Genomic DNA, 22,289 nt, shown 5'->3' with positions numbered 1-22,289 from the left:
ATCAGCGACAATCAGAGCGAAGAATCGCCCTTGCCAGCGACAATCTAACCCGGCACCATGAACCCGCCGCGACAATCTGTTCTCATCCTGATAGTCGCTGACCTCTCACCCAGATCGTCGCGCTATACGCCGGGGTCTTTTACCGGCATAGGTGCGGGCGCGCGGGCCGCTAGTGAAGCGATGATGGCGCGCTTCGTGGCATTCGCGCGGACGGGACGGGCCGATTGGCCGCAATATCGGCTCGACCGGCGCGCGACGATGATATTCGATCGGGTGAGCCGCGTGGAGGATGATCCGCGCGGTTGGGAGCGCGAATTATTTGCGCGCGCACCCTATATCCAGCCGGGAATGTGAGCCTCGATACATATGCTCAGCATATTTCGTTGGCAGGCCTATCTCGCTTTACCGTCGGCATGGGGCTTGACCGGATAGCTGATGATCAGGGCCAAAGGTGCATTTCCCGTCTGCCGGATGCCGACGACCGCGCCGTCGTAGAGATAGGCGGCCATGCCGGGTGTCAGGGTCTGGGTCTTGCCGTCCGACGTCACTTCGCCTGTACCGGACAGGACATAATAGACTTCATCATGGGCTATCGGGTGAAGGCCGATGGCGGCCCCGACATGGAGGATGCGCTTGCGGAACTCCATGGTGCGAGGCTGGGGGACGATGTCGCTGATCCGGTAGGCCGTGCTGGCCCCAATCGCGCCATGGGGCGGGGGTTCTTCGACACGCACGCTTTGTTCATCGACAACGACCATGGGCGGCGCTGCAGCAAGGAGCAGGGGGAGAAGAGGGGTCATCGGCGATTGGCCGATGCTTCGCCCTGCCGCATCATCTTGTCACGATCCGAGAGATGTTCAGCGACGTCCTCGGTCTGGCCAGGATACCGCCCCGACTTCGGTTCCATCGTGTCGAGATTCCAGTCGGCCTCTACAAATGGCGCGCGGGTTTGCGCCATTTTGGGGTAGCCGCCGACTTCGCGTTCATCGTCGATGATGGTGCCGCGACCTTCCGCAACGAAGAAGAGGACACGCAAATCGTCAGCGTCGCGATCCCAAGGACGGGCACCGGCCTGATCCAGCACATGGGTTTCGACGTCGCGCACGGACAGAACCTGGGTGCCGGGCCACCAGATCGGCGGGGTCGCGACTTCGTTCAGCTTGGCGCGGGTTTCGCCATAGCGGCCGAACATGGGAAGGGCGACGCCGAAGCGATCGACGGCAAGATTATCCTTGCCATGATAGTCCAGATCACCATCGCCGCCCAATGTCAGAAAGGGCAGGCCTGGGGCGGTCGATACGCCCCCGCGCAGGACATTGCCGACTGCGGCGATCTTGCCCGTCTGATAGGGGTGGTCGCCCCATTCGAGCGCCATGAGGTTGTAATGAACCGCCCGCTCACCCGGATTATAGAGAATATTGTTGACCATGGCGACCTGGCCACCGCCCTTGACCAGCGGGTTGCGCTCGACATTATGGGCATAAAGGTTCCGATAGATCAGGATCTGGCTGGCATTGTCGTGAATCAGCGTCCCCTTGCTATGTTCGCCCTTGGGGTGGCTGGCGTCGGCAAGGCCTTCGGCCGCGATATTATAGGAAAATGTGATCGCGTGGCTGGTTCCCTTGCGCCAGTCTTCGGGTGTGTTGCCTGTGAAGCGAGGGCCAGAGGCGGACATGTTCTCGTCGATCGCCCAGGTGAAGCTGCAATGGTCGATCACGACATGATGCGCCGCAACGGTGGAAAGAGAGTCGGCTTCCCAACCGCTTAATTTGGGTTGCCCATCCACACCGGTACGGATGCGAATGTGGCGGACGACGACATCATGGGTCGCGATGTCGATACCTGTCTTGATGAGGGTGATGCCCGGCGAAGGGGCGGTTTGACCGGCGATGGTGACGAAGGGCTCGGTGATCTTGAGCGTCTGGCGGCCCATGTCGATGATGCCGCCCACTTCGAACACGATGATTCGCGGACCTTTGGCTTCTAACGCCGCCTTGAAACTGCCAGGGCCGTGAGCGGCCAGGGTGGTGACGCGCAAGATGCGGCCGCCACGTCCCCCCGGCGTTGTCGCAGCCCATCCTACCGCGCCCGGAAAGGCGGTGGCGGACTGGCTTGCGGGGGCGGTTTGTGGGCCGGGTTGGGCGGTGGCGGACTGGCTTGCCATGAGTTGGGCCAGGGCCAGGCCTAACAGCATCCATGGGGGACGGGGCCGGTAGGGTATCGGCATGGTTATCAGTCTCCTCTCATCCCTGGTGTGCCACCGCCGGGCGGCAGGATCAACCGTCATGTGACACCGGTGTCTGAAAAAGATGACTTGTTGAGCGGTAGTAGTGATGAATGCCCCTGGCCGGGGGTGTCTAGCGACCAGACGCACCGAATTCGGCAAGTATTGGACGCATAAACCTTTCGCGTAGGCCGAAGCTTAATGAGGAGCTGGGGATAAAAGGCATTGGTGACGACATAAATTGCCACAGGATATTGACAGGCGGAAACACGACGCGCATTTATGACACCGGTTTCCAATGACGCCAACGGATCAGCAAAAGCTGGCGGCGCATGGGTGGGAGAGGATAGCGGCCCCGTCGCGCCTGCTCTCGCCCCCGACGAATCAGGGCCGTCCCGCCACCCGCGGATGACGGCCGAAACAGGGAAGGAGCGACAAGGTGACGATGCTAAAGGGCGACAATCAAAGCCGGAACAAGCGCGGAGCGCGTTTGTGGCTGGCAGGATCTTCCATCGCGGCCATGATGTTGGCGATGCCGGGCGGCGCGCTGGCACAAGATGGCGCGCCACAAACGGCGGCTGACGAAGAAGTGGCGGACATCGTCGTCACTGGCTTTCGCGAATCCCTGGGCGCGGCGATCAACCTGAAACGGCAGTCGGTCGGTTCGGTGGATGCGATCGTGGCGGAAGATATCGCCAAATTCCCGGACCAGAATCTGGCGGAATCGCTGCAGCGCATTCCCGGTATTTCGATCCAGCGTGACGGTGGCGAAGGCCGCGCCATCACGGTGCGCGGGTTGGGCGCGCAGTTCACCCGTGTCCGCGTGAACGGGATGGAAACCGTGGCGACATCGACCGACGGGGCGAGTGCCAACCGAGACCGTGCCTTCGATTTCAACGTGTTCGCGTCCGAACTTTTTAGCTCGCTGGTCGTCCACAAGACCGCCGAGGCGTCGCTCGACGAGGGTTCGCTCGGCGCGGTCGTAGATCTCAACACCGGCAATCCGCTGGCGGGTAAGGATGGCTTCACCTTCGTCGGATCGGCGACCGCTTCCTACAACGACCTGTCCAAGAAATGGGGGCCGCGTCTGGCGGGCCTGATGTCTTGGAGATCGCCGGACGGTCGGTGGGGCGTGGCGCTGTCGGCCGCCTATTCGAAGCTCGACACGCTTCAGATGGGTAATAATACGGTGCGCTGGTCGCAGGCCCGGTTCGACAGCGTCGATGGCACGCCATGCTTCACGCAACCCGATAGCGGCGGCACCTATCTGCCCAGCGCCGGTTGCGATGAAGCCGCGCTTGCTTTCCATCCGCGCATCCCGCGCTATGGCGAAATCGCGCAGGAGCGCGAGCGTCTAGGTATTACCGGTTCGATCCAGTGGGCACCGTCGGATGCGACGAAGGTGTCGATCGACGGTCTGTTCTCCCGCTTCCGTGAAACCCGCGAAGAAAAGTGGGGCGAAGTGCTGCTTCGGTCGAACGAACGATCGATCGACGTCGTGAACCCGGTCTATGACAGCAATAATAACCTGGTGTCGGCGACGCTGAACGACGCCTGGGTGCGGACTGAACATTATCTGCGCAAATCCCAGACGAAATTCTACCAGTTGGGTGCGACCTGGGACCAGGATGTCAGCGATAGCTTCCGCTTCACGCTGCTGGGCGGCTTCTCCAAGTCGGATGCCTCGATCCCGGTCGAAACGACTTTGGTGTTCGATGATCGCGATGCGCAGGGCTATAGCTATGACTATAGCAATATGAAGCGCCCCGTGCTGACGTTCGGAACCAGCGTGACCGATCCCGCCAATTTCCAATTGTCGGAAATTCGTGATCGCCCATCTTCGACGGTCAACAAGTTCCGTACCGCACAGTTGCGGACCGAATGGGATGTGACGGAGGGCTTCACGGTCAAGGCGGGCGCAGTCTATCGCCGCTTCTCGTTCGACACCGAAAGCTTCACGCGCGATACGGTCGTCTGCGGCAATGGTGGTGTCGATCGGGTTCTGGGCACCCTAAATTGCTCGCCATCATCGGCATTTGGCCCGTCCGCCGTCTATGGTTTTCCGGTTACCGCCGCGCTGGCGGAAATGTTCAATCTCAAGGGCGCGAACGCACCGGCGGGTACCACGACGCAATGGCTGGTTCCCAATCTAGCAGCGGGGACCGACTTTACGAACCTTTATGGGCGAACCCCCACCATCGATGCAGGCAATACCCGCAGCGTGGTGGAAGAAACCAAGGGCGGCTATATCCAGTTCGACGCCAAGGGCGAGATTTTCGGACTGGAATATGCGGCCAATGCGGGCATCCGCTATGTCCGGACCAACCAGAGTTCGGTCGGCCTGAACAATGCGGTTCCGGTGGAGGTGTCGCGGTCCTATGAGGATTGGCTGCCCGCGATGAACATCGCCTTCTTCCCTCATCGGGATTTCGTGGTGCGCGCATCGGTGGCCGACGTGATGACGCGGCCTTCGCTGGGCAATCTGACGCCGGGCGGATCGGTCGATGGGTTCAATTATCGGGTCAGCTTCGGCAATCCCAACCTCAGTCCGTTCCGGGCGACGGCCTATGATCTCGCGCTGGAATGGTATTTCGCGCCGCAGTCGATCGCGTCCGTCGCCATATTCAAGAAGGATGTTCAGAGCTTCCCGATCGGCCAGACGATCAACGGCACTTTCGCCTCGACCGGGCTTCCCCTGTCCGTCATCCCGCCAAGCTCTCCAGCAGCAGGGCAGCCTGAGCGGGACGAAGGCTGGGCGATCAACACGATCGTCAACGGGACCGGTGCGAGCCTGAAGGGTATCGAATTGTCGGTGCAGGCACCCTTTACCTTCCTGCCCGGTTTCCTGTCCCGTTTCGGCGGCATCGCCAATGCGACATTCGTGGACTCCAGCGCAGACTATAGGGTGGCGGGGCCAGCCGTGGTGCCGGGCGGTGGGACAGTGTCCTCGGTTCGCAACTCGACCTTGTTCGGCTTGTCGAAGCGGGCGTTCAACGGCACCATCTATTATGAAGATGCCAAGTTCAGCGCGCGCGTCTCGGCCAGCTATCGCAGCGGCTATATCGACCAAAATAGCGGCACGGGTAACGTGTTCGAAGGCTATAACAGCACGATCAACGTCGATGCGTCGATGCGCTACAAGTTGACCGACTGGATCGAATTGTCGCTGGAAGGCATCAACCTGACCGACGATTATCGCGATCGCTACACTGACCTCGACGCCAATCGCAATTATGAGCAGTTGCATTATGGGCGCACCATCCAGTTGGGGGCGCGCTTCAAGATGTAAGGCTCATGACCGGGTCGCCTCTGCACGGGCGGCCCGGTTTTTTTGGTTGGGAAAGACTATGGCGATCAGTCGGCGCGACGCGATGACGGGTGTATTGGCGGGGAGCGCGCTGGCGTTTGGGCGCGCGGAGGCTGCCACAGCGCCCATGGCCGCGACGGACTGGAAACGGGGTTTCGACAATCAGCGTATCGCCGATTTGGGCGACGGGCGCTTCCTCAATCCGCTGATTTCGGGCGACCGCCCTGATCCGGCCATCCTCAAAGATGGCGCGGATTATTACATGACCTTCTCGACATTCGACAGCTATCCCGGCGTTACGATCTGGCATAGCCGCGACCTGATCAACTGGCAGCCGCGCGGAGCGGCATTGCACAAGAATATCGGGTCGGTATGGGCGGTCAGCCTGGAGAAGCATGACGGGCGCTATTTCCTATACATCCCGGTGAAAGCGGCCCCCGACAGCATCTTCGTCATCCACGCCGACACGATCGACGGGCCATGGAGCGACCCCATCGATCTGAAGCTCCACGAGCATATCGACCCCTCCCATGTGGTTGGCGAGGATGGCAGCCGCTGGCTGTTTTTGTCGGGCGGAGACCGCATAAGGCTGAGCGAGGACGGACTATCGACCGTCGGCGCGGTCGAACATGTCTATGACCCCTGGCGCTATCCCGACACATGGGATGTGGAAGGCTTTTCACCGGAAGGACCGAAAATTCACCGCCATGGCGGGTGGTTCTACATGCTGACCGCAGTGGGCGGAACAGCGGGACCACCGACCGGGCATATGGTAATCGCAGCGCGATCCCGCTCCATTCATGGGCCATGGGAACAGCATCCGGGCAATCCGCTGGTGCGGACCGAAAGCCTGGCCGAACGCTGGTGGTCGCGCGGCCATGCCAGCCTGGTGGAAGCGCCCGATAAAAGCTGGTGGGCGGTCTATCATGGCTATGAAAATGGTCTTTGGACATTGGGTCGGCAAACGCTGCTTGATCCGGTCGAATGGACGCCGGATGGCTGGTTCCGCATGACCGGCGGCGATTTGTCGCAGCCCATCGCCAAGCCGCGCGGTGGCCCAGCACTGCCGCACGGCATGGCGCTGTCGGATGATTTCGCCACGTTGAACCTCGGCGCGAAGTGGAATTTCTTCAAGCCGACGCCCGACGAAGCAGACCGGGCACGGGTGGAAGACAACATATTGTTCTTGAAGGGGCGCGGGACCGCGCCAGCCAATTCATCGCCGCTGCTGCTGATTGCGGGCGACCCGGCCTATGAATTTCAGTGCGATATCGAGATTGCGCCGGGCGGGACAGCGGGGCTGCTGCTTTTCTATGACGACAGGCTCTATTGCGGGCTGGGGTTTGACGAGACCCGCTTCGTCACCCACCAATATGGCATGGAACGGGGCCGCCCCGCCAATCCCCATGGCCGCAAGCTGACGATGAAGGTGACCAACCGTCACCATATCGTTTCCTATCATCTGAGCGGTGATGGCGGGCGGACATGGCGCCGCTTCGACCGGGGCATGGAAGTGTCAGGCTATCATCATAATGTGCGCGGCGGGTTCCTGATGCTCCGACCGGGCTTGTATGCGGCTGGTCCGGGGGAGGCGCGGTTCCGCAATTTCCGGTTTCGGGCGCTTTGATCAGGCGGTCGTCAGGCTCGTGCGGATCGCGGCCTTGAGTATCTTGCCAGCGTCATTCTTGGGCAAAGCATCGACCCACAAGACGCTTTCGGGATATTTGAAGCGGGCAACGCCTTGGCTCGCGAGAAAGTCAGCAAGAGAGGCTATATCGGGCTTTGTTACGCCGTTGCGCGGGACAATGACGGCAACCGCCTTTTCCCCTGTGCGCGGATCGGGAATGCCGACGATCGCAATTTCGGCGATGTCGGGATGGGCGATCAACAGATCCTCAATCTCCTTCGGCGCGATATTCTCGCCATTGCGAATGATGATATCCTTGATCCGGCCCGTGACGACCAGATGGTCGCCGTCGATCCATGCACCCTGGTCGCCGGTGCGATAATAGCCGTCGGCGTCGAAGCCGGTTTCCTCATCCTCCCGGTGGAGATAGCCCACCATCATCTGCGGTCCGCGCGCGCGGATTTCGCCATCGGGCGCGATGCGGATGGTAGCGATGCCGGGGCGGCCATCGGTGTCGGCGGCATGATCGCGATCGGCCGGGTCGATGACGCCGACCGTGGTGACAGGCAATTCGGTGGAGCCATAGACGCGGCTGACGATCGCCTTGTCGAAATAGGTGGCAGCGTCGCGGATCAGGCTTGGCGGAACCGATGCGCCGCCGCAGATGAAGAGCTTGAGGTCGGGCAGGCGCGTCCCGGCTGCGCGCGCCGAGGCCAGCAGATGCTGGAGAAATGGCGTGGCACCCGCCATATGGGTGCAGCGCTGGGCGCTCATGATGGCGACGGCTTCATCTGGGTTCCAATGTGCCATCAGGATCGCGGTCGCACCCAACAGCAGCGGCGTTTCGAAGGCGTAGATCGATCCGCCAATATGGCTGATGGGGGACGGCACCAGAAAGCGGTCGCCCCGTTCGACCAGCCAATGGCGGCCGATTTGGCGGATCAGCGCGTTGATGCTGTTATGGCTGTGGAGAACGCCCTTTGGCCGTCCGGTGGTGCCGCTGGTATACATGACCATGCGAACATCGTCGGGATCGACGGTTGGGAGCGGCGCGTCGGCGACTTCTGCCAGCAGGTCGGCAAAGGCGATGTGCGGGCCTGCCTCGCCGCGCAAGACGACGACGGCGGGCGGGCTGTCCAGCGCCGGGGTGACGCGCGCGAGCATGGCGGCATAGTCATGCCCGCGAAAGCTGGCGGGGATGAAGATCATCGCACTGTTCAGGTCGGCGAGGATGAAGCGCAGATCATGGTCGCGTAGCGAGGGCAGGATCGGGTTGGCGACCATGCCCGCCAGCGTTGCGCCCATGTAGATAATGGCGGCTTCGTGCCAGTTCGGCAGCATGAAGGAGATGGCGCTGCCCGGTGCGAAGCGGGCGAGTATGGCTTGTGCCAGACGGGAGGCCTGCGCGTGGAGGGCGGCGGCGGTCAGGCTGGTGTCGCCGTCGATCAGCAGGATGCGGTCGGGCGTTTCGCGCGCCGCGCGGACCAGGGCATCGGCGGCGGTTTCCGCTTGCCACCAGCCATCCTTATAGGCCTGCGCCGCGAAGGCATCGTCGCGGCGGACGGACCAGCCGGTGGGCGTCGTGCGCCGGAGTGAAGCTATGTCGGACATGGCGCAGAAATGCGGGAGTTAGACGGCACGAGCAAGCCGGGTGGCAATCCAGCGCTCTGGCGATGGACGGTCAGAGCAACGCCCGGTAGCGCGCCAGCAGATCGTCGATGAAGGCGATGACGGCGCGGGTGCGGGGAGATTTTTGATGTTCGGGGCGCAGGACCAGCCAGTAGCTGCGCGTGATTTCGACCTCGTCGGGCAGGATGCGGACCAGGCCGGGCTCGCTGTCGGCCGAAAAACGATGGAGCAGGCCAAGGCCGACGCCCGACGCCACTGCCTTTTGCTGGGCGACGATCGAGCTGGAGCGGAATACCGGGCGCGCTTCGCCCGCGACTTCGGACAGGTAGCGCAGGCCACGCATGTCGATCATCTGGTCGATATAGGCCACGAAGGGCTGGGCGGCGACATCCTGGGCGGTGCGGATCGGCGGGTTGCGGGCGAGATAGTCGGCGGAGGCGTAGAGGCCGAGCTGATAGTCGCACAGCTTGCGCACCACGAGCTTGCCGCGCGGCGGACGATCGACGGTGATGGCGATGTCGGCCTCGCGATTGGCGAGGCTGACGGCCCGCGATTCTGGCATCAGTTCTAGCAGCAGGTCGGGGTAGCGATCGTGGAAGTCGGCGATGTTGGGGGCGATGATATAGGTGCCGAAGGCTTCCGGCGTGGCGAGGCGGACTTCGCCTGCGATGGCTTCGGCCCGTCCCGACAGCGCTGCGGCGGCAGCCTCGAACTCGCGTTCGGCGCGCTCGGCATGGTCGAGCAGCAGCGCGCCCGCCGCGGTCATCGCCACGCCGCGCGAAGTGCGATCGAACAGACGCGCGCCCAGCGCCTCCTCCAGCGCGGTCAGGCGGCGGGCGACGGTGGTGTGGTTAACGCCCAGCGCCTGCCCAGCGCTGGTCAGGCGTCCGGCGCGCGCGACGGCAAGGAACAGGCGAAGATCATCCCAATGCAGCATATATATCCATGCACAACAGATGCGCACATATGATCATTTTTGCGCAGGGCGCCATAGGCTAATCGCCGCGTCAGGCATTTATCGCGAGGGCATCATGCGCATTATCGACAATTTCATCGGCGGCAATCATCAGGCATCGACATCCGCTCGACTGGGCGACGTGTTCGATCCGGCGACCGGCAAGGTGCAGGCGCAGGTCCGCCTGTCCGATCCCACCGAACTGGACGCGGCCGTCGCCAATGCGCAGGCGGCGCAGCCCGCATGGGCGGCGATGAACCCGCAGCGGCGGGCGCGGGTGATGTTCAACCTCAAGGCGCTCATCGAAACGCATATGGACGAGCTGGCCGAAATGCTGTCGGCCGAACATGGCAAGGTCCATTCGGATTCCAAGGGCGATATCCAGCGCGGGCTGGACGTGGTGGAATTCGCCTGCGGCATTCCGCATCTGCTCAAGGGCGAATATAGCGAAGGCGCAGGACCGGGGATCGACGTCTATTCGATGCGCCAGCCGATCGGCATCGCGGCGGGGATTACGCCGTTCAATTTCCCGGCGATGATTCCGATGTGGATGTTCGCGCCAGCGATCGCGTGCGGCAATGCGTTCATCCTGAAACCCTCCGAGCGGAACCCGTCGGTGCCGATGCGGCTGGCGGAGCTGGCGATGGAGGCGGGGCTGCCCGCAGGCATCCTGAACGTCGTTCATGGCGACAAGCAGGTGGTGGACGCGATCCTCGACAATCCGGCGATCCGCGCGGTCAGCTTTGTCGGCTCGTCCGACATCGCCCAATATGTCTATGGGCGCGGGGCGGCGAATGGCAAGCGGATGCAGTGCATGGGCGGCGCGAAAAATCATGGCATCGTCATGCCCGACGCCGATCTGGACCAGGCCGTCGCCGACATATTGGGCGCGGCTTACGGATCGGCAGGCGAACGCTGTATGGCGTTGCCGGTAGTGGTGCCGGTGGGCGAAGCGACCGCGGTGGCGCTGCGGGCCAAGCTCGAAACCGGGATAGCGGGATTGCGCGTCGGCGTGCCGAGCGATCCTGACGCCCATTATGGTCCGGTGGTCAGTGCGGCGCATAAGGCACGGATTGAAAACTATATTCAGATGGCGGTTGATGAAGGATCTGAACTGGTGATCGACGGGCGCGGCTTTGCGTTGCAGGGCTATGAGGAGGGGTTTTTCCTGGCGCCGACGCTGCTCGACCATGTGAAACCGGACATGAAAAGCTATAATGAAGAGATTTTCGGGCCGGTGTTGCAGATGGTGCGAGCCGACACGTTCGAGGAGGCGCTGAGCTATCCGACCAAGCATCAATATGGCAACGGCGTGGCGATCTTCACCCGCAACGGCGATTATGCGCGGAAATTCTGCGCCAATGTCGAGGTCGGCATGGTGGGCATCAACGTCCCGATCCCGGTGCCGGTCAGCTATCACAGCTTTGGCGGCTGGAAGCGGTCGGGCTTTGGCGACATGAATCAATATGGCATGGACGGCGTACGTTTCTATACGCGGGTCAAGACGATCACCCAGCGTTGGCCGAGCGGCGGTGCGGTGATGGACCAGAGCTTCGTCATCCCGACGATGGGCTGACGGAGAGGGCGGGTCGGCCACGGCTCGCCTTTTCATCGCTGTCGCACTGCTATAGCCTTATCTTACACAAGATGATGGGAGAGCGGTGATGAAACGGATGGGGGCGATACTGGCTGGCCTAGTCCTGGCCAGCTTAACCAGCAGCCCAGTCACGGCGCGGACGCTGATAGACTGCCCGCTCCGCGATGCGCCGTTTTCGATCGAGTCACCGTTGGTTGATCTGTTGCTCAACCCCGTGGCGAAAAATATGTTGGAGACGCAGGCTCCTGATCTTTTCAAGGGACGGCCGTCGAGCCTGACATCGACGAAGGCACCGACTTTCGCCGCCATTCTAACGGTGCGGGCGATGGGGGAAAAAGCCATGTCGCCAGAAACGTTGGCCGCGATCGACCAACGTTTGCGGGCGATCCCGGTGACCGATGTGGACCGGGCGGCACGGTGCGCCCGTTATATTGCCTGGACGCGCTGCATCGGCAAAGGACGGATGTCGTACAGCGCTATCGGCCATCGCCCGGAAACATATGCTGACGTGCATCATGTACGGTTGTTGGAAAATGCGGTTCGGTGGGCGGGCGATCGACGGGAAGCATGTCGGGCCGAATAGAAGATATATTTAACATAATATATATTATCGATTATCTTGGCTGTAGCAGCAACGTTCAAATGTCACAGTCGCGCAAAGTAGAGATGTCTCACTTGGGCTACCGTGCCCTCCGGCTGTTCGGAGGTATTGAGCATGGCGGTGTTGCGTATGAGTACCGAGGAGCTTTCGCGGGTCGAGACGTTAATGCATGTGGTTTCAGGTCGCATGACCGTTACCGAGGCCGCAAGGCTGATGAGCGTCAGCCGCCGCCACGCCCATCGACTGCTGACGCGTTACCTTGACGATGGATCATCCGGGCTTTTGTCGCGCCGCCGTGGTCGACCAAGCAACCGGCGCATGGATGATGCCATCAGAGATCAGATTGTCGCGCTGGTTCGGACCCATTATCATGATTTTGGGCCTACCCTGGCCGCCGAGTATCTGGCCGAACGGCATAATGTCCGGATTTCGCGGGAGAAGCTGCGACAGATCATGATCGAAGCCGGGTTCTGGAAAGATCGTCAGGCCCGCCGCCCTCGCCCGTATCAACCGCGTTATCGGCGGGACTGTCGTGGCGAGCTGATCCAAATTGACGGCTCAAAACATTGGTGGTTCGAGGATCGCGGGCCGCAATGCACCCTGCTCGTCTATATTGACGACGCCACCAGCGAGCTGATGCACCTCAAGATGGTCGAGAGCGAGAGCACCTTCGCCTATATGGAGGCGACGCGCGAGTATATCGAGCGGCACGGCAAGCCGGTTGCCTTCTATTCCGACAAGCACACGGTCTTTCGCAACCCAAAACCTACAGCTAGGCGCGATGGCATGACGCATTTCGGCCGGGCACTGGATGCGTTGAACATCGAGATTATCTGTGCCAATTCGCCGCAGGCCAAGGGCCGGGTCGAACGGGCCAATGCAACCTTACAGGACCGACTGGTCAAGGCGATGCGCCTTGAAGGCATATCGTCCATCGCGGAAGCCAATGCATTTCTGGCGGCCTACATGGCCAGGCACAATGCTCAGTTTGCTCGCCCTGCCTTCGATGCCCGCGATCTGCACCGCCCCCTCGCCCCGCATGACGATCTGCGCTCGATCATGGTCTGGCAGGAACAACGGACGGTGACGGCGGCACTGACTCTGCATTACAACAAGGTGATGTTCATCCTGGAGCCAAGCGATCTCGCCAGGAAGCTGGCGCGCAAGCGGGTGACTATATGCGAGTATCCCGATGGCCGGCTGGAGATCGAGCATGAAGGGCATGTCCTACCCTATCGCCAGTTCGACAAGATGCGGCAGGTCAACCAGCCAGCCATTGTCGGGAACAAACATCTGGACGCGGCTCTGATCCTGGCAAAGCAGATGCAGGCGATCATGCCGCATCATCGCAAGCGCAACAACGATGCCCCTGCCCGTCGTGATCAGCCCACGCATCTCTTCCCCCAGCCAGAACCACCACCAAAGATCGACCGCCGCAAACTGGGTGGCTCAAAGCTCAAGCGCGGTTCCAGGCTCAGTGACGAGGCGTTGCGCGAACGCGGGACGCTCAGCTTCGTGCAGAACACATGACCGGGCCCACTGCAGAGCAGCGGGTCCATGGCGCACCATCTCTAACTCAGCGCATCAGCAGGGTCTGCGCTGCGCTGTGTGGATGGCTCCACGCAGCCCCTGCTGTTCCCCACCCTGTGACATTTCTATATGGCAGAAATAGTGACTTCTCTAAATAGCAGGAACATTGGCGATCTTCGGGTGGATTCTAGATCGAAGTGCGAAATCCTAGGATTTATAGGGGTTTGATCCCCTTTCCAGGAAGGCACATGATGAACGGCTACCAGCATCTGGGTTTGGATGAGCGGCGACAGATCTATCAACTGGCTGCAACCGGGCGGTCCGTGCATCAGATAGCAGCGTCGCTGCAGCGACATCGTTCGACCATGTATCGCGAGCTCAAACGTAATCAGCATCTCGATGACGAGCCGGTGTTTCGTGGCTATTTTCCAACGGCCGCACAAACGATGGCGGACAGGCGCCGGGTGCGTGGCGGCAAAATCGCCCGAAAGCCCGAGCTTGCCGCCTATATCGCCGACCGCTTGTCAGCAGCCTGGTCGCCGGAGCAGATTGCGGGATACCTTCGACGCCATCGCGGTAATCGTGAAGCCGTCTGTCACGAGACCATCTACCAGTTCGTCTATGGGCCGGACGGACGAAGCCAGGGCCTGTGGCGCCTTCTGCCTGTTGCCCGTCGATCTCGACGGCAGCGCTATGCGCGCAAGCCCCGCGGTCTGCATATCCCTTTGGCCAACACCATTGGCAAACGCCCTTCCGAAATCGGTAATCGCAGCAGCTTTGGTCATTGGGAAGGCGACCTGATGATCTTCAGGTTGGAATATGGCAAAGCCAACCTCACCTCGCTGGTCGAGCGCCGCAGCCGGTTTACTATCCTCGCCCGCAATCCCAGTCGGCATTCCGCCGGCGTCATGTCGGGAATCCAGCACCACTTGCACATGCTGCCCCCTTCCCTGCGTCAGAGCATCACCTTTGACCGGGGAACGGAATTTGCTGCCTTTGTGACACTCCAGAAGAAACTCGCGATGACGAGCTATTTCTGCCTGCCATCGGCACCCTGGCAAAAGGGCAGCGTGGAAAACAGCAACGGTCGCATACGGCGCTTCCTGCCGTCTGACACGGACCTGGCGTTGCTATCGGATAAGGAAATCCAGGCCGTTGCTGATCGCATCAACAGCACCCCTCGCAAGTGCCTGAACTATCGCACCCCGCATGACGTTCTGGGAGAGCAAATCACCCTCCTCAACGCCCGGTAGATTTGCCATCCAGGGTGGGGCTCGCCCCACCCTGGATGAAATGCTACGCATCCCATGGATGTCGCGCTTCAAATCGAAACCGCCTTCGTTTGCGGCATTTCGATGGATGTAGCCACAGCGCAAACTATGCGACCCCTCCCAATCACGGAAGCGTTTGACGTTCGCACATTCTGCGCATAGTCGCAGGTGCACATTCACCCACGGGGTGTCCTGGCGCTGTCAGGGCTGAGACGCGGATCGGGCGCAAGGGGTGCCTAGTCCGCAAACCCGCGAACCTGATCCGGCTCATACCGGCGGAGGAATAGGGACTATGCGTCGTTACGCCATCATCTCGTTTACCTGTCTATCCACCCTGCCCTTCGCTTTCGCATTGTCCAATGCGGCGCGGGCGGCCGAAGGGAGCGAGGCGGATCGCATCATTGTCACGGCGCGGGGGCGCGAGGAAGCCGAGATCGGTGTGCCCGATACGGTGACCGTCTATGGTCCCGCCGCTATTGCCGCGCGCAAGATGACGACGATCGATGATTTCATCGCGGCGACGCCGGGCATATTCATCATCAATGATCAGGATCCAGGTACGAATTTGATATCGGTACGCGGCGTATCGACCAATCGCAGCCAGTCGCCTTCTATCGCTTATATCGTTGATGGTTTGGCGCTGGCCGATTCCGAACTCTTCACCCTGCGGACCTATGATGTCGCGCGGGTCGAGATATTGAAGGGACCGCAGGGCGCGCTGTTCGGGCGCTCGGCATCGGGCGGCGCGATTGCGGTGGCAACGAATGAGCCAGGCCCGGATTGGGGCGGCGAGGCAGCGGTCGGGATCGGCAACGGGCTTAGCTGGACTGCCGATGGCGTGGTCAATGCGCCCCTGTCCGACCGGGTGCAGGTGCGATTGGCGGGTTCCTATCGCAACAGCGAGGGGTTCATCCGCAACAGCTTCCTCGACAAGAAGGTCGATGGCCAGATCAGCCGCAATCTGCGGTTAAAAGCAACAGTGGCGCTGAGCGAAACCGCCACGCTGAAGCTGCGCGCGAGTTGGGCCGACGAGGAAGGCGGCGCGGCCTATATCTCGTCGGGTAATGTGACCGGCCTCTATGGCGGACGGCTGGCAGGCGAAGCGCTGACCGATCCGTTCGGTGATTTTGAGGGACGTTCCGACCGCAATTATTGGGGCATTCAAGCGACTTATGAGCAGCTGCTGGGTGATACCCTGAGCCTGAGCTGGACCGGCGGCTATGATGAATATCATAAGGATTTCGTTGAGGAACTGGATTTCCGCAACGACACGCCGATCACGCTAGGCGGCATTCCGCTCTTTCCAGATGGTATCCAGCCTATCTCTCAACCCGTTGATATTCTGGCATGGACCAGCGAGTTGCGACTGACATCGATGACCGATGGTCCGTTACGTTGGCATGTCGGGCTGTTTTTCCAGCGGCTGGAGCGCGACCGGACTGACGATTTCGGGCCGTTGTTGTTCGGCGCGGAAGCGTTGCGTGCCGAGACACGCTCGAACCAGATCGGTGTCTTCGCCCAGGCGAGCTACGATATTGCGCCGCAGATCGAATTGACCGCCGCGCTGCGCTACGACCGTGATCGGCGCAAGGAAGATACGGTCGGCACGACAAGCGACGCGCTGGTGGCGCAGCGGGCGCGGACGTTCGACAAATGGCAGCCCAAGGTTTCGCTGGCGTGGCGACCCAATGCCGATCTGACCGCTTATGTGACCGGCGCGGTTGGTTTCAAGGCGGGCGGGTTCAATCCCCTGCCCGGCGCGACGGATGTGTGGCAAGCCGTGTTCCCCGGCGAGACGACCAAGTCGGTCGAGGTCGGCATCAAGGCCCAGAGCAGCGATGGGCTGGTGCGTGGGTCGATCGCGGGCTTCGTGACCGACTATAGCAATTTCCAGAATACCGTGTTCCTTGGCAATTCGGTGGTGCTGTCGGTGCCGCAGGTCGATGTCCATGGGTTGGAGGCGTCGGGCGATGTGGCGCTGGGCGCAGGGTTCCGCGTCGATGGCGGGATCGCCTGGACGCATAGCCGCACGGGTCGCTATCTGACCCCCAATCCGACGCCGGAGTCGGGTGAACCGGCGATCGTCGATATGAGCGGTAAGCGGACGCCCAACGCGCCCGACTGGACGGTCAATGGCGGGATCGGCTGGGAGGGCGCGGCAGGACCAGCGCTGGTCGATGCGCGGCTGAGCGTCGCTTATGTGTCGCGGGTGGATTTCGAGATCGACAATATCTTGCATACGCCGGGCTATACGTCGGTCGACGGGCGGATCGGCGTGACGCAGGGCGCTTGGACGTTCGACATCTGGGCGAAAAATCTGTTCGACAAGCGCTGGGCGATCTCCGCCTTTGGCCAGCAGCAATTGCCGCTGTTGTTGGGGCTTGGTCCCAATGGGCCGTTCGACAGTTTCACGATCAATACCGGCCGCCAGTTCGGGGCGAGCGCCTCAGTCAAGTTCTGACAGGAGACGAGATGATGAGCTTTTGCGCAGAGATTTGGGACGAGGTCGCGCCGTTGCGGCAAGCCATCTTGGCCCACCCTTTCCTGACCGAACTGGCGGCGGGGACATTGCCGTCGGCCAGTTTCCAGCACTATATCGTGCAGGACAGCCTCTACCTCGCCGAATATGCGCGGGTGCTGGCGATCGCGGCGGCGCGCGCGCCGAGTGCGGCCGGGCGGCTGGAATTTTCCGATGGGGCCAAAGTGGCGGTGCAGGTCGAGGAAGGTTTGCACCAGGCCTTTTTCGCGCAGTTCGGGGTAAGCGGCGACATGGCGGCGGCGGTCGAGCCCAGCCCGGCGTGCCTGGGCTATACCGGCTATCTGACCAGTCTGGCCGCGACGCGGACCTATGAGGAACTGATCGCGGGGATATTGCCCTGCTTCTGGGTCTACTGGGAAGTGGGCTGCGCTATCAGACCGCAGGCGGTCAGCCCCAACCCCTATGCGCCGTGGATCGACACCTATGCCGCGCCTGAATTTGGCGAAGCGACAGATCGTGTGCGGGCGTCGGTGGATGCCGCGGCGGAGGCGGCGAGTCCGGCCGTGCGTGACGCCATGGCCCAGGCGTTCCGGGTGGCGACGCGCTATGAGTGGATGTTCTGGGATTCGGCCTATCGGCGCGAGGTCTGGCCGATCTGATCGGGTCGGTTACAGCGTCACGCCGCGCTTCCAGATGGCGATGTCGCGTTCGCCGTTGATTTCGTTGCGGGCGGGTTCGCCCGACGCGATGGCGCAGATCCGGGTCATGAGTGAATCGGTCGCGACGTCCATTCCCTCGTCCAGCACGATAGCCGCGTCGAAGTCGATCCAGCCGGGTTTGCGGCGGGCGAGGTCATGGTTGGTCGCGAGTTTGAGTGTGGGGATCGGGCTGCCCAGCGGGGTGCCGCGTCCGGTCGAGAAGAGCGTGATGGTCGCGCCCGCCGCTGCCAGTGCCGTCATGGAGACGGCATCATTGCCGGGGGCTTCGAGGATCGTCAGGCCGGGGCGGCGCAGGGTTTCGCCATAAGCGAGGACGTCGGTTACCGGGGCATGGCCCCCCTTCTGCACCGCGCCCAGCGATTTTTCCTCCAGCGTGGTGATGCCGCCCTCGACATTGCCGGGGCTGGGATTTTCCGAGATCGGCTCGCCATGGTCGATGAAATAGCGCTTGAAGCGGTTGACCAAGGTGACCAGCGCTTCGAAGACATCGACATTGGCGGCGCGCTGCATCAACAGCCGTTCGGCACCGAAGATTTCCGGGATTTCAGTGAGGATCGCCTGCCCACCCGCGCCCGTGACGACATCAGCGGCGCGGCCGATCAGGGGGTTGGCGGTCAGGCCGGAGAGGCCATCCGAGCCGCCGCATTTGAGGCCAAGACGCAAGGCGTCGATGCCGAATTCCTCGCGCTGGTCCTGCGCGGCGGTTTCGACCAGTGCGTCGATCGCGGTGGCAGCGTCGGCATATTCGTCGGCGCTCAGTTGGGCGCCGACGCTGCGAATGCGGGTGCGGCGATCGGCAGGAACACGCTCCAACAGGGCGGTCAGCTGGTTCTCTTCACAGCCAAGACCGATGAGCAGGACGCCGCCAGCATTGGGGTTGCAGGCGAGCGCCGCGAGCAGGCGCGCGGTGGCGTCAAGATCATCGCCCAGTTGCGAGCAGCCCAGCGGATGGGGGAAGGCAAGGATGGCATCGACGCGGCCGGCATGGCGGATGGCAGCCTGTTGCGCGACGCGATCGGCGGTGCGGGCGACGCAGCCAACGGTCGGGATGACCCATATTTCATTGCGGGTGCCGACCGATCCGTCGGCGCGACGATAGCCCTGGAAGGTCCAGCGGGAGGTCGGAGCGGCGGCGGCCGATGGGACGGGGACGAAGGTGTAGGGTTCTTCCGCCTTCAGGTTGGTGGTGAGGTTATGGCTGTGGACATGATCACCCGGCGCGACGGGTTGCGCCGCCGTACCGATGGGCCAGCCATAGCGTAGTACGGCTTCCCCCGCCGCGATGGGGCGAAGTGCGACCTTATGGCCGCGCGCAATTCGTACAGCGACCCGTACACTGGTTTCACCAATTGACATCGTCTCGCCCGCGTCGAGGTCGCGCAGAGCGATGGCGACATTGTCGGTTGCGGCGATGCGGGTCGCGGGGGGCAGTTGGATTTCGGGCTGTGCCAATGGGTCCATGAAGGGCGGAATAGCAGCTATGCTACCGGTGGCACAAGGCACCGCCTCCATGTTGGAAAGCCTTGTCCATCAGGCTCGGGCGGCGGTGATGATGATTTCGACCTTATAGCCTGGGTCGGCGAGCTTTGCTTCGCCGGTTGCACGAGTTGGTGCGGGAACGTCCGCGATCCAAGCGTCCCACACCGCGTTCATTTCCGCAAAATCAGCCATGTCGGCGAGCCAGATGGTGGCGCGCAGGATATGCGCCTTGCTGCTGCCCGCCAATGCCAGCAAGCGCTCGATTTCGGCGAGCGTTTCCTGCGTCTGGTGGGTGACGCTCTTGCCCGGTGTGCCGACCTGGCCCGCGAGATAGACGGTGTCGCCATGGATGACCGCTTCGCTCATGCGCGGGCCGGTTTCGATGCGGGTGATGGTCATGGGTCTTCTCCTTGGAAACGTCAGCGGCGGTAGCGGGCGAGGCCCAGATCAGCGGTCTCGATCGCCGGGGGGCGGCCGCCGATAATGTCGGCGATCACCTGGCCTGAACCGCAGGCCATGGTCCAGCCGAGCGTGCCATGGCCGGTGTTGAGGAACAGATTGTCGAGCGGCGTCGCGCCGATGACCGGGGTGGAATCAGGGGTCATAGGCCGCAGGCCGCTCCAGAAGGTGGCCTGCGACAAGTCCCCTGCGCCGGGGAAGAGCGTGCCGACACTATGGTCGAGCGTGTCGCGGCGCGCTTGCGGCAGGTCATTGGTATAGCCCGATAGTTCGGCCATGCCGCCGACCCGGATGCGATCGCCCAGCCGCGTGATCGCGACCTTGTAGCTTTCATCGAGCAGGGTCGAGACCGGCGCGGCTTCCTCCTGCACGATCGGCACGGTGATCGAATAGCCCTTCACCGGATAGACCGGCAGACGCAGGCCGAGCGGGGCGAGGAGCAGCGGCGAGAAACTGCCCATGGCGACGAGATAGGCATCGCCGGTGACGGGGCCATCGCTGGTGACGACATGGCTGATCCGGCCGGATTCGCACGCCAATCCGTGGATGGTGCGGCCCATCAGGAACTGGACGCCGCGTGCGCGGGCCATGTCGGCGAGCGCATTGGTGAATTTGAAACAGTCGCCGGTTTCGTCATTGGGCAAACGAAGGCCGCCTGCGATCGGCGAAGCGCTGGCGGCGAGGCCCGGCTCGGCGGCGATGCAACCGGCACGGTCGAGCACTTCGAAGGGCACATTGTCGGCGCGCAGCACCTCGATATCCTTCGCGATGCCGTCCAGCTGCTTTTGTTCGCGGAACAGTTGCAGCGTGCCCTGGGTGCGTTCGTCATAGCGGATGCCGGTCGCTTCACGCAGCGCGATCAACTGGTCGCGGCTATATTCGGCGAGACGCACCATCCGCCCCTTGTTGATGCGATAGTCGGCTGCGTTGCAATTGCCGAGCATCGCGATCATCCAGCGGATCATGGCCATATCTACATTGGGCCGCAGGATCAGCGGTGCATGCTGCATGAACAGCCAGCGCAACGCCTTGGCCGGGATGCCGGGCGCGGCCCAGGGGGAGGCATAGCCGGGCGAAATTTCGCCCGCATTGGCGAAGCTGGTTTCCTGCGCAACGCCGCTTTGGCGGTCGATGACGACGACCTCATGCCCCGCCTGCGACAGATACCAGGCGGAGGTGACGCCGACGACACCGCCGCCCAGAATGACGATCTTCATGGTCTATTGCTCCTGAATGGCGGCGGGCGCGGGCAGATAGCTGCGCGCGTAGCGGGGGCCGAGCCGGGTCAAAATCTCGTAGGATATCGTGTCCGCTTGTGCCGCGACATCATCGATCGACTGGTGCGGGCCGATGAGTTCGACGGCGGCTGCGGGATAGAGGAGATAGTCGGGGACGTCGGTGACATCGAGCGCCAGGCTGTCCATCGAGACGCGGCCGACGATCGGCGCGCGCACGCCACCGATATAGGCAAAGCCCCGGTTGCTCAGATGCCGTGGCCAGCCATCGGCATAGCCGACCGACACGGTGGCGATGTGCGATGGGCGGTCGAAGCGATGAGTGAGGCCATAGCCGACCCCAGCCCCGGCTTCGACGGTGCGTAGTTGGATAATATGGGCGTCAAGCGCGACAACGGCGTGCATCGGGTTGGGCTGGCCATGGGGTGCCCCGCCATAAAGGGCGATGCCGGCGCGGACGATGTCGCCATGGGTGACGCCCGCCGTCATGGCACCGCCCGAATTGTCGATCGAGCGGGGCACGCCGGGGAATTGCCGGGCGATCGCATCGAAGGTGGCGCGCTGATGCGGGTTGAAGCTGTCGTCGGGATGATCGGCGCAGGCGAGATGGGTCATGACCAGGCGCAGGTCGATGCCCGCCAGCCGATCCGGCTGATCGCGCAGAGTGCCGAGTTCGGTGGATGCGAGGCCGAGGCGCGACATGCCGCTATCGACCTGGATCACCGCCGGGAGCGCATGGCCCAGCGTGCGGGCCGTTGCAGCCCAACCGTCGATCTGTTCGAGCGAATTGAGGACCGGGAGCGCGCCGATCGCCGCGCAAGTTGCCTCTGCGCCGGGTTGCACACCGTTCAAGACGTATAGGGTCGCGTCGATGGGCAGATGGGACCGCAAAGCGGTGGCTTCGCACAGATGGGCGACGAAGAAATGGCGGCAGCCAGTGTCGAGCAATGCGCGTGATACTTCGGCTGCGCCCAGGCCATAGGCATTGGCCTTGACCACGCCCGCGACGCTGGCGGGGGCGACCTGCGCCGCGATCAGCCGGTAGTTGGCGACCAGTGCGGCAAGGTCGATGCGCAAATTGCCCGCCATCTGCAAATCCATGCCGCTTCCCCTTCTCATCGTGCCGCAGTGTAGATCACGTTTCTTCGAAATGGGATGGCAAATGATCGAAGAATAT

General features: G+C 62.4%; 16 protein-coding genes, 1 pseudogene and 1 riboswitch. Of the genes and pseudogenes, 9 read left to right on the top strand and 8 right to left on the bottom strand.

All coding sequences use genetic code 11. The features are described 5' to 3' along the window. Positions 1-129 precede the first annotated feature (129 nt). A pseudogene (locus SxD43FB_RS08615) lies at positions 130-354 on the top strand (carboxylesterase/lipase family protein); the annotation flags it as partial. Positions 355-392: 38 nt separating this feature from the next. On the opposite strand, the gene SxD43FB_RS08610 reads toward SxD43FB_RS08615, so the two are convergent. Next, a complete protein-coding gene (locus SxD43FB_RS08610; protein WP_096061813.1) occupies positions 393-800 on the bottom strand; it encodes a cupin domain-containing protein in 408 nt (135 codons plus the stop codon). Further along, on the bottom strand, positions 797-2,227 hold the full coding sequence (locus tag SxD43FB_RS08605; protein WP_255245647.1) for a pectate lyase: 1,431 nt from the start codon (positions 2,225-2,227) through the stop codon (positions 797-799). The genes SxD43FB_RS08610 and SxD43FB_RS08605 overlap by 4 nt, the downstream gene beginning before the upstream one ends. Positions 2,228-2,756: 529 nt before the next feature. Between SxD43FB_RS08605 and SxD43FB_RS08600 the strand changes: the two genes are divergently transcribed. Together SxD43FB_RS08600 and SxD43FB_RS08595 are read left to right on the top strand one after the other, a co-directional pair. After that, entirely contained in the window at positions 2,757-5,513 is a 2,757-nt protein-coding gene (locus SxD43FB_RS08600) for a TonB-dependent receptor (RefSeq protein WP_255245649.1), read from the top strand. A 58-nt stretch (positions 5,514-5,571) separates the two neighbouring features. Beyond that, on the top strand, positions 5,572-7,158 hold the full coding sequence (locus SxD43FB_RS08595; RefSeq protein ID WP_096061810.1) for a family 43 glycosylhydrolase: 1,587 nt from the start codon (positions 5,572-5,574) through the stop codon (positions 7,156-7,158). Here SxD43FB_RS08595 and SxD43FB_RS08590 read toward each other — a convergent pair whose 3' ends face one another. Together SxD43FB_RS08590 and SxD43FB_RS08585 are read right to left on the bottom strand one after the other, a co-directional pair. Then, a complete protein-coding gene (locus SxD43FB_RS08590; protein WP_096061809.1) occupies positions 7,159-8,769 on the bottom strand; it encodes an AMP-binding protein in 1,611 nt (536 codons plus the stop codon). Between the two features lie 70 nt (positions 8,770-8,839). Next, entirely contained in the window at positions 8,840-9,724 is an 885-nt protein-coding gene (locus tag SxD43FB_RS08585) for a LysR family transcriptional regulator (protein WP_096061808.1), read from the bottom strand. A 94-nt stretch (positions 9,725-9,818) separates the two neighbouring features. On the opposite strand from SxD43FB_RS08585, the gene SxD43FB_RS08580 reads away from it, so the two are divergent. The 6 genes from SxD43FB_RS08580 to tenA all read left to right on the top strand — a co-directional run bounded on the left by SxD43FB_RS08580 (position 9,819) and on the right by tenA (position 17,879). Further along, on the top strand, positions 9,819-11,318 hold the full coding sequence (locus SxD43FB_RS08580) for a CoA-acylating methylmalonate-semialdehyde dehydrogenase (protein WP_096061836.1): 1,500 nt from the start codon (positions 9,819-9,821) through the stop codon (positions 11,316-11,318). Positions 11,319-11,406: 88 nt separating this feature from the next. Beyond that, positions 11,407-11,922 (top strand): hypothetical protein, encoded by a 516-nt coding sequence (locus SxD43FB_RS08575; protein WP_096061807.1) that lies wholly within the window; start codon positions 11,407-11,409, stop codon positions 11,920-11,922. A gap of 132 nt (positions 11,923-12,054) precedes the next feature. Continuing rightward, entirely contained in the window at positions 12,055-13,470 is a 1,416-nt protein-coding gene (locus SxD43FB_RS08570; protein ID WP_096061806.1) for an ISNCY family transposase, read from the top strand. A 248-nt stretch (positions 13,471-13,718) separates the two neighbouring features. Next, the gene (locus SxD43FB_RS08565; RefSeq protein WP_096061805.1) at positions 13,719-14,723 is read left to right on the top strand and encodes an IS30 family transposase; all 1,005 of its coding nucleotides are present in this window, start codon (positions 13,719-13,721) and stop codon (positions 14,721-14,723) included. Positions 14,724-14,914: 191 nt separating this feature from the next. After that, a riboswitch (TPP riboswitch) is annotated at positions 14,915-15,042 on the top strand. Further along, positions 15,034-17,202: a TonB-dependent receptor gene (locus SxD43FB_RS08560; protein ID WP_096061804.1), complete on the top strand. Its 2,169-nt coding sequence runs from the start codon at positions 15,034-15,036 to the stop codon at positions 17,200-17,202. Its footprint overlaps the riboswitch before it by 9 nt. Before the next feature lie 11 nt (positions 17,203-17,213). After that, positions 17,214-17,879, top strand: coding sequence for a thiaminase II (gene tenA, locus SxD43FB_RS08555; protein ID WP_255245646.1), 666 nt, complete (start codon positions 17,214-17,216; stop codon positions 17,877-17,879). 9 nt (positions 17,880-17,888) lie between these two features. Here the strand turns inward: tenA and SxD43FB_RS08550 are convergent, their stop codons facing one another. The 4 genes from SxD43FB_RS08550 to alr all read right to left on the bottom strand — a co-directional run bounded on the left by SxD43FB_RS08550 (position 17,889) and on the right by alr (position 22,213). After that, the gene (locus SxD43FB_RS08550) at positions 17,889-19,400 is read right to left on the bottom strand and encodes an altronate dehydratase family protein (RefSeq protein ID WP_096061803.1); all 1,512 of its coding nucleotides are present in this window, start codon (positions 19,398-19,400) and stop codon (positions 17,889-17,891) included. A 69-nt stretch (positions 19,401-19,469) separates the two neighbouring features. After that, positions 19,470-19,817, bottom strand: a complete 348-nt coding sequence (locus tag SxD43FB_RS08545; protein ID WP_096061802.1) for a RidA family protein — start codon at positions 19,815-19,817, stop codon at positions 19,470-19,472. Between the two features lie 20 nt (positions 19,818-19,837). After that, positions 19,838-21,094, bottom strand: coding sequence for a D-amino acid dehydrogenase (locus SxD43FB_RS08540; RefSeq protein WP_096061801.1), 1,257 nt, complete (start codon positions 21,092-21,094; stop codon positions 19,838-19,840). Positions 21,095-21,097: 3 nt separating this feature from the next. After that, complete coding sequence (gene alr / locus SxD43FB_RS08535) at positions 21,098-22,213, bottom strand: alanine racemase (protein WP_096061800.1); 1,116 nt, start codon at positions 22,211-22,213, stop codon at positions 21,098-21,100. Between the last annotated feature and the right edge of the window lie 76 nt (positions 22,214-22,289).

It is taken from the genome of Sphingobium sp. D43FB (genome assembly GCF_002312805.1).
Lineage (GTDB): Bacteria > Pseudomonadota > Alphaproteobacteria > Sphingomonadales > Sphingomonadaceae > Sphingobium.
Note: the sequence above shows the minus strand (reverse complement) of the source record. Positions and strands in the feature narration are given on the sequence as shown.

Coding starts and splice junctions, on each gene's coding strand:
- SxD43FB_RS08610 (WP_096061813.1), bottom strand. CDS start 800: ATGACCCCTCTTCTCCCCCTGCTCCTTGCTGCAGCGCCGCCCATGGTC.
- SxD43FB_RS08605 (WP_255245647.1), bottom strand. CDS start 2,227: ATGCCGATACCCTACCGGCCCCGTCCCCCATGGATGCTGTTAGGCCTG.
- SxD43FB_RS08600 (WP_255245649.1), top strand. CDS start 2,757: ATGCCGGGCGGCGCGCTGGCACAAGATGGCGCGCCACAAACGGCGGCT.
- SxD43FB_RS08595 (WP_096061810.1), top strand. CDS start 5,572: ATGGCGATCAGTCGGCGCGACGCGATGACGGGTGTATTGGCGGGGAGC.
- SxD43FB_RS08590 (WP_096061809.1), bottom strand. CDS start 8,769: ATGTCCGACATAGCTTCACTCCGGCGCACGACGCCCACCGGCTGGTCC.
- SxD43FB_RS08585 (WP_096061808.1), bottom strand. CDS start 9,724: ATGCTGCATTGGGATGATCTTCGCCTGTTCCTTGCCGTCGCGCGCGCC.
- SxD43FB_RS08580 (WP_096061836.1), top strand. CDS start 9,819: ATGCGCATTATCGACAATTTCATCGGCGGCAATCATCAGGCATCGACA.
- SxD43FB_RS08575 (WP_096061807.1), top strand. CDS start 11,407: ATGAAACGGATGGGGGCGATACTGGCTGGCCTAGTCCTGGCCAGCTTA.
- SxD43FB_RS08570 (WP_096061806.1), top strand. CDS start 12,055: ATGGCGGTGTTGCGTATGAGTACCGAGGAGCTTTCGCGGGTCGAGACG.
- SxD43FB_RS08565 (WP_096061805.1), top strand. CDS start 13,719: ATGATGAACGGCTACCAGCATCTGGGTTTGGATGAGCGGCGACAGATC.
- SxD43FB_RS08560 (WP_096061804.1), top strand. CDS start 15,034: ATGCGTCGTTACGCCATCATCTCGTTTACCTGTCTATCCACCCTGCCC.
- tenA (WP_255245646.1), top strand. CDS start 17,214: ATGATGAGCTTTTGCGCAGAGATTTGGGACGAGGTCGCGCCGTTGCGG.
- SxD43FB_RS08550 (WP_096061803.1), bottom strand. CDS start 19,400: ATGGACCCATTGGCACAGCCCGAAATCCAACTGCCCCCCGCGACCCGC.
- SxD43FB_RS08545 (WP_096061802.1), bottom strand. CDS start 19,817: ATGACCATCACCCGCATCGAAACCGGCCCGCGCATGAGCGAAGCGGTC.
- SxD43FB_RS08540 (WP_096061801.1), bottom strand. CDS start 21,094: ATGAAGATCGTCATTCTGGGCGGCGGTGTCGTCGGCGTCACCTCCGCC.
- alr (WP_096061800.1), bottom strand. CDS start 22,213: ATGGATTTGCAGATGGCGGGCAATTTGCGCATCGACCTTGCCGCACTG.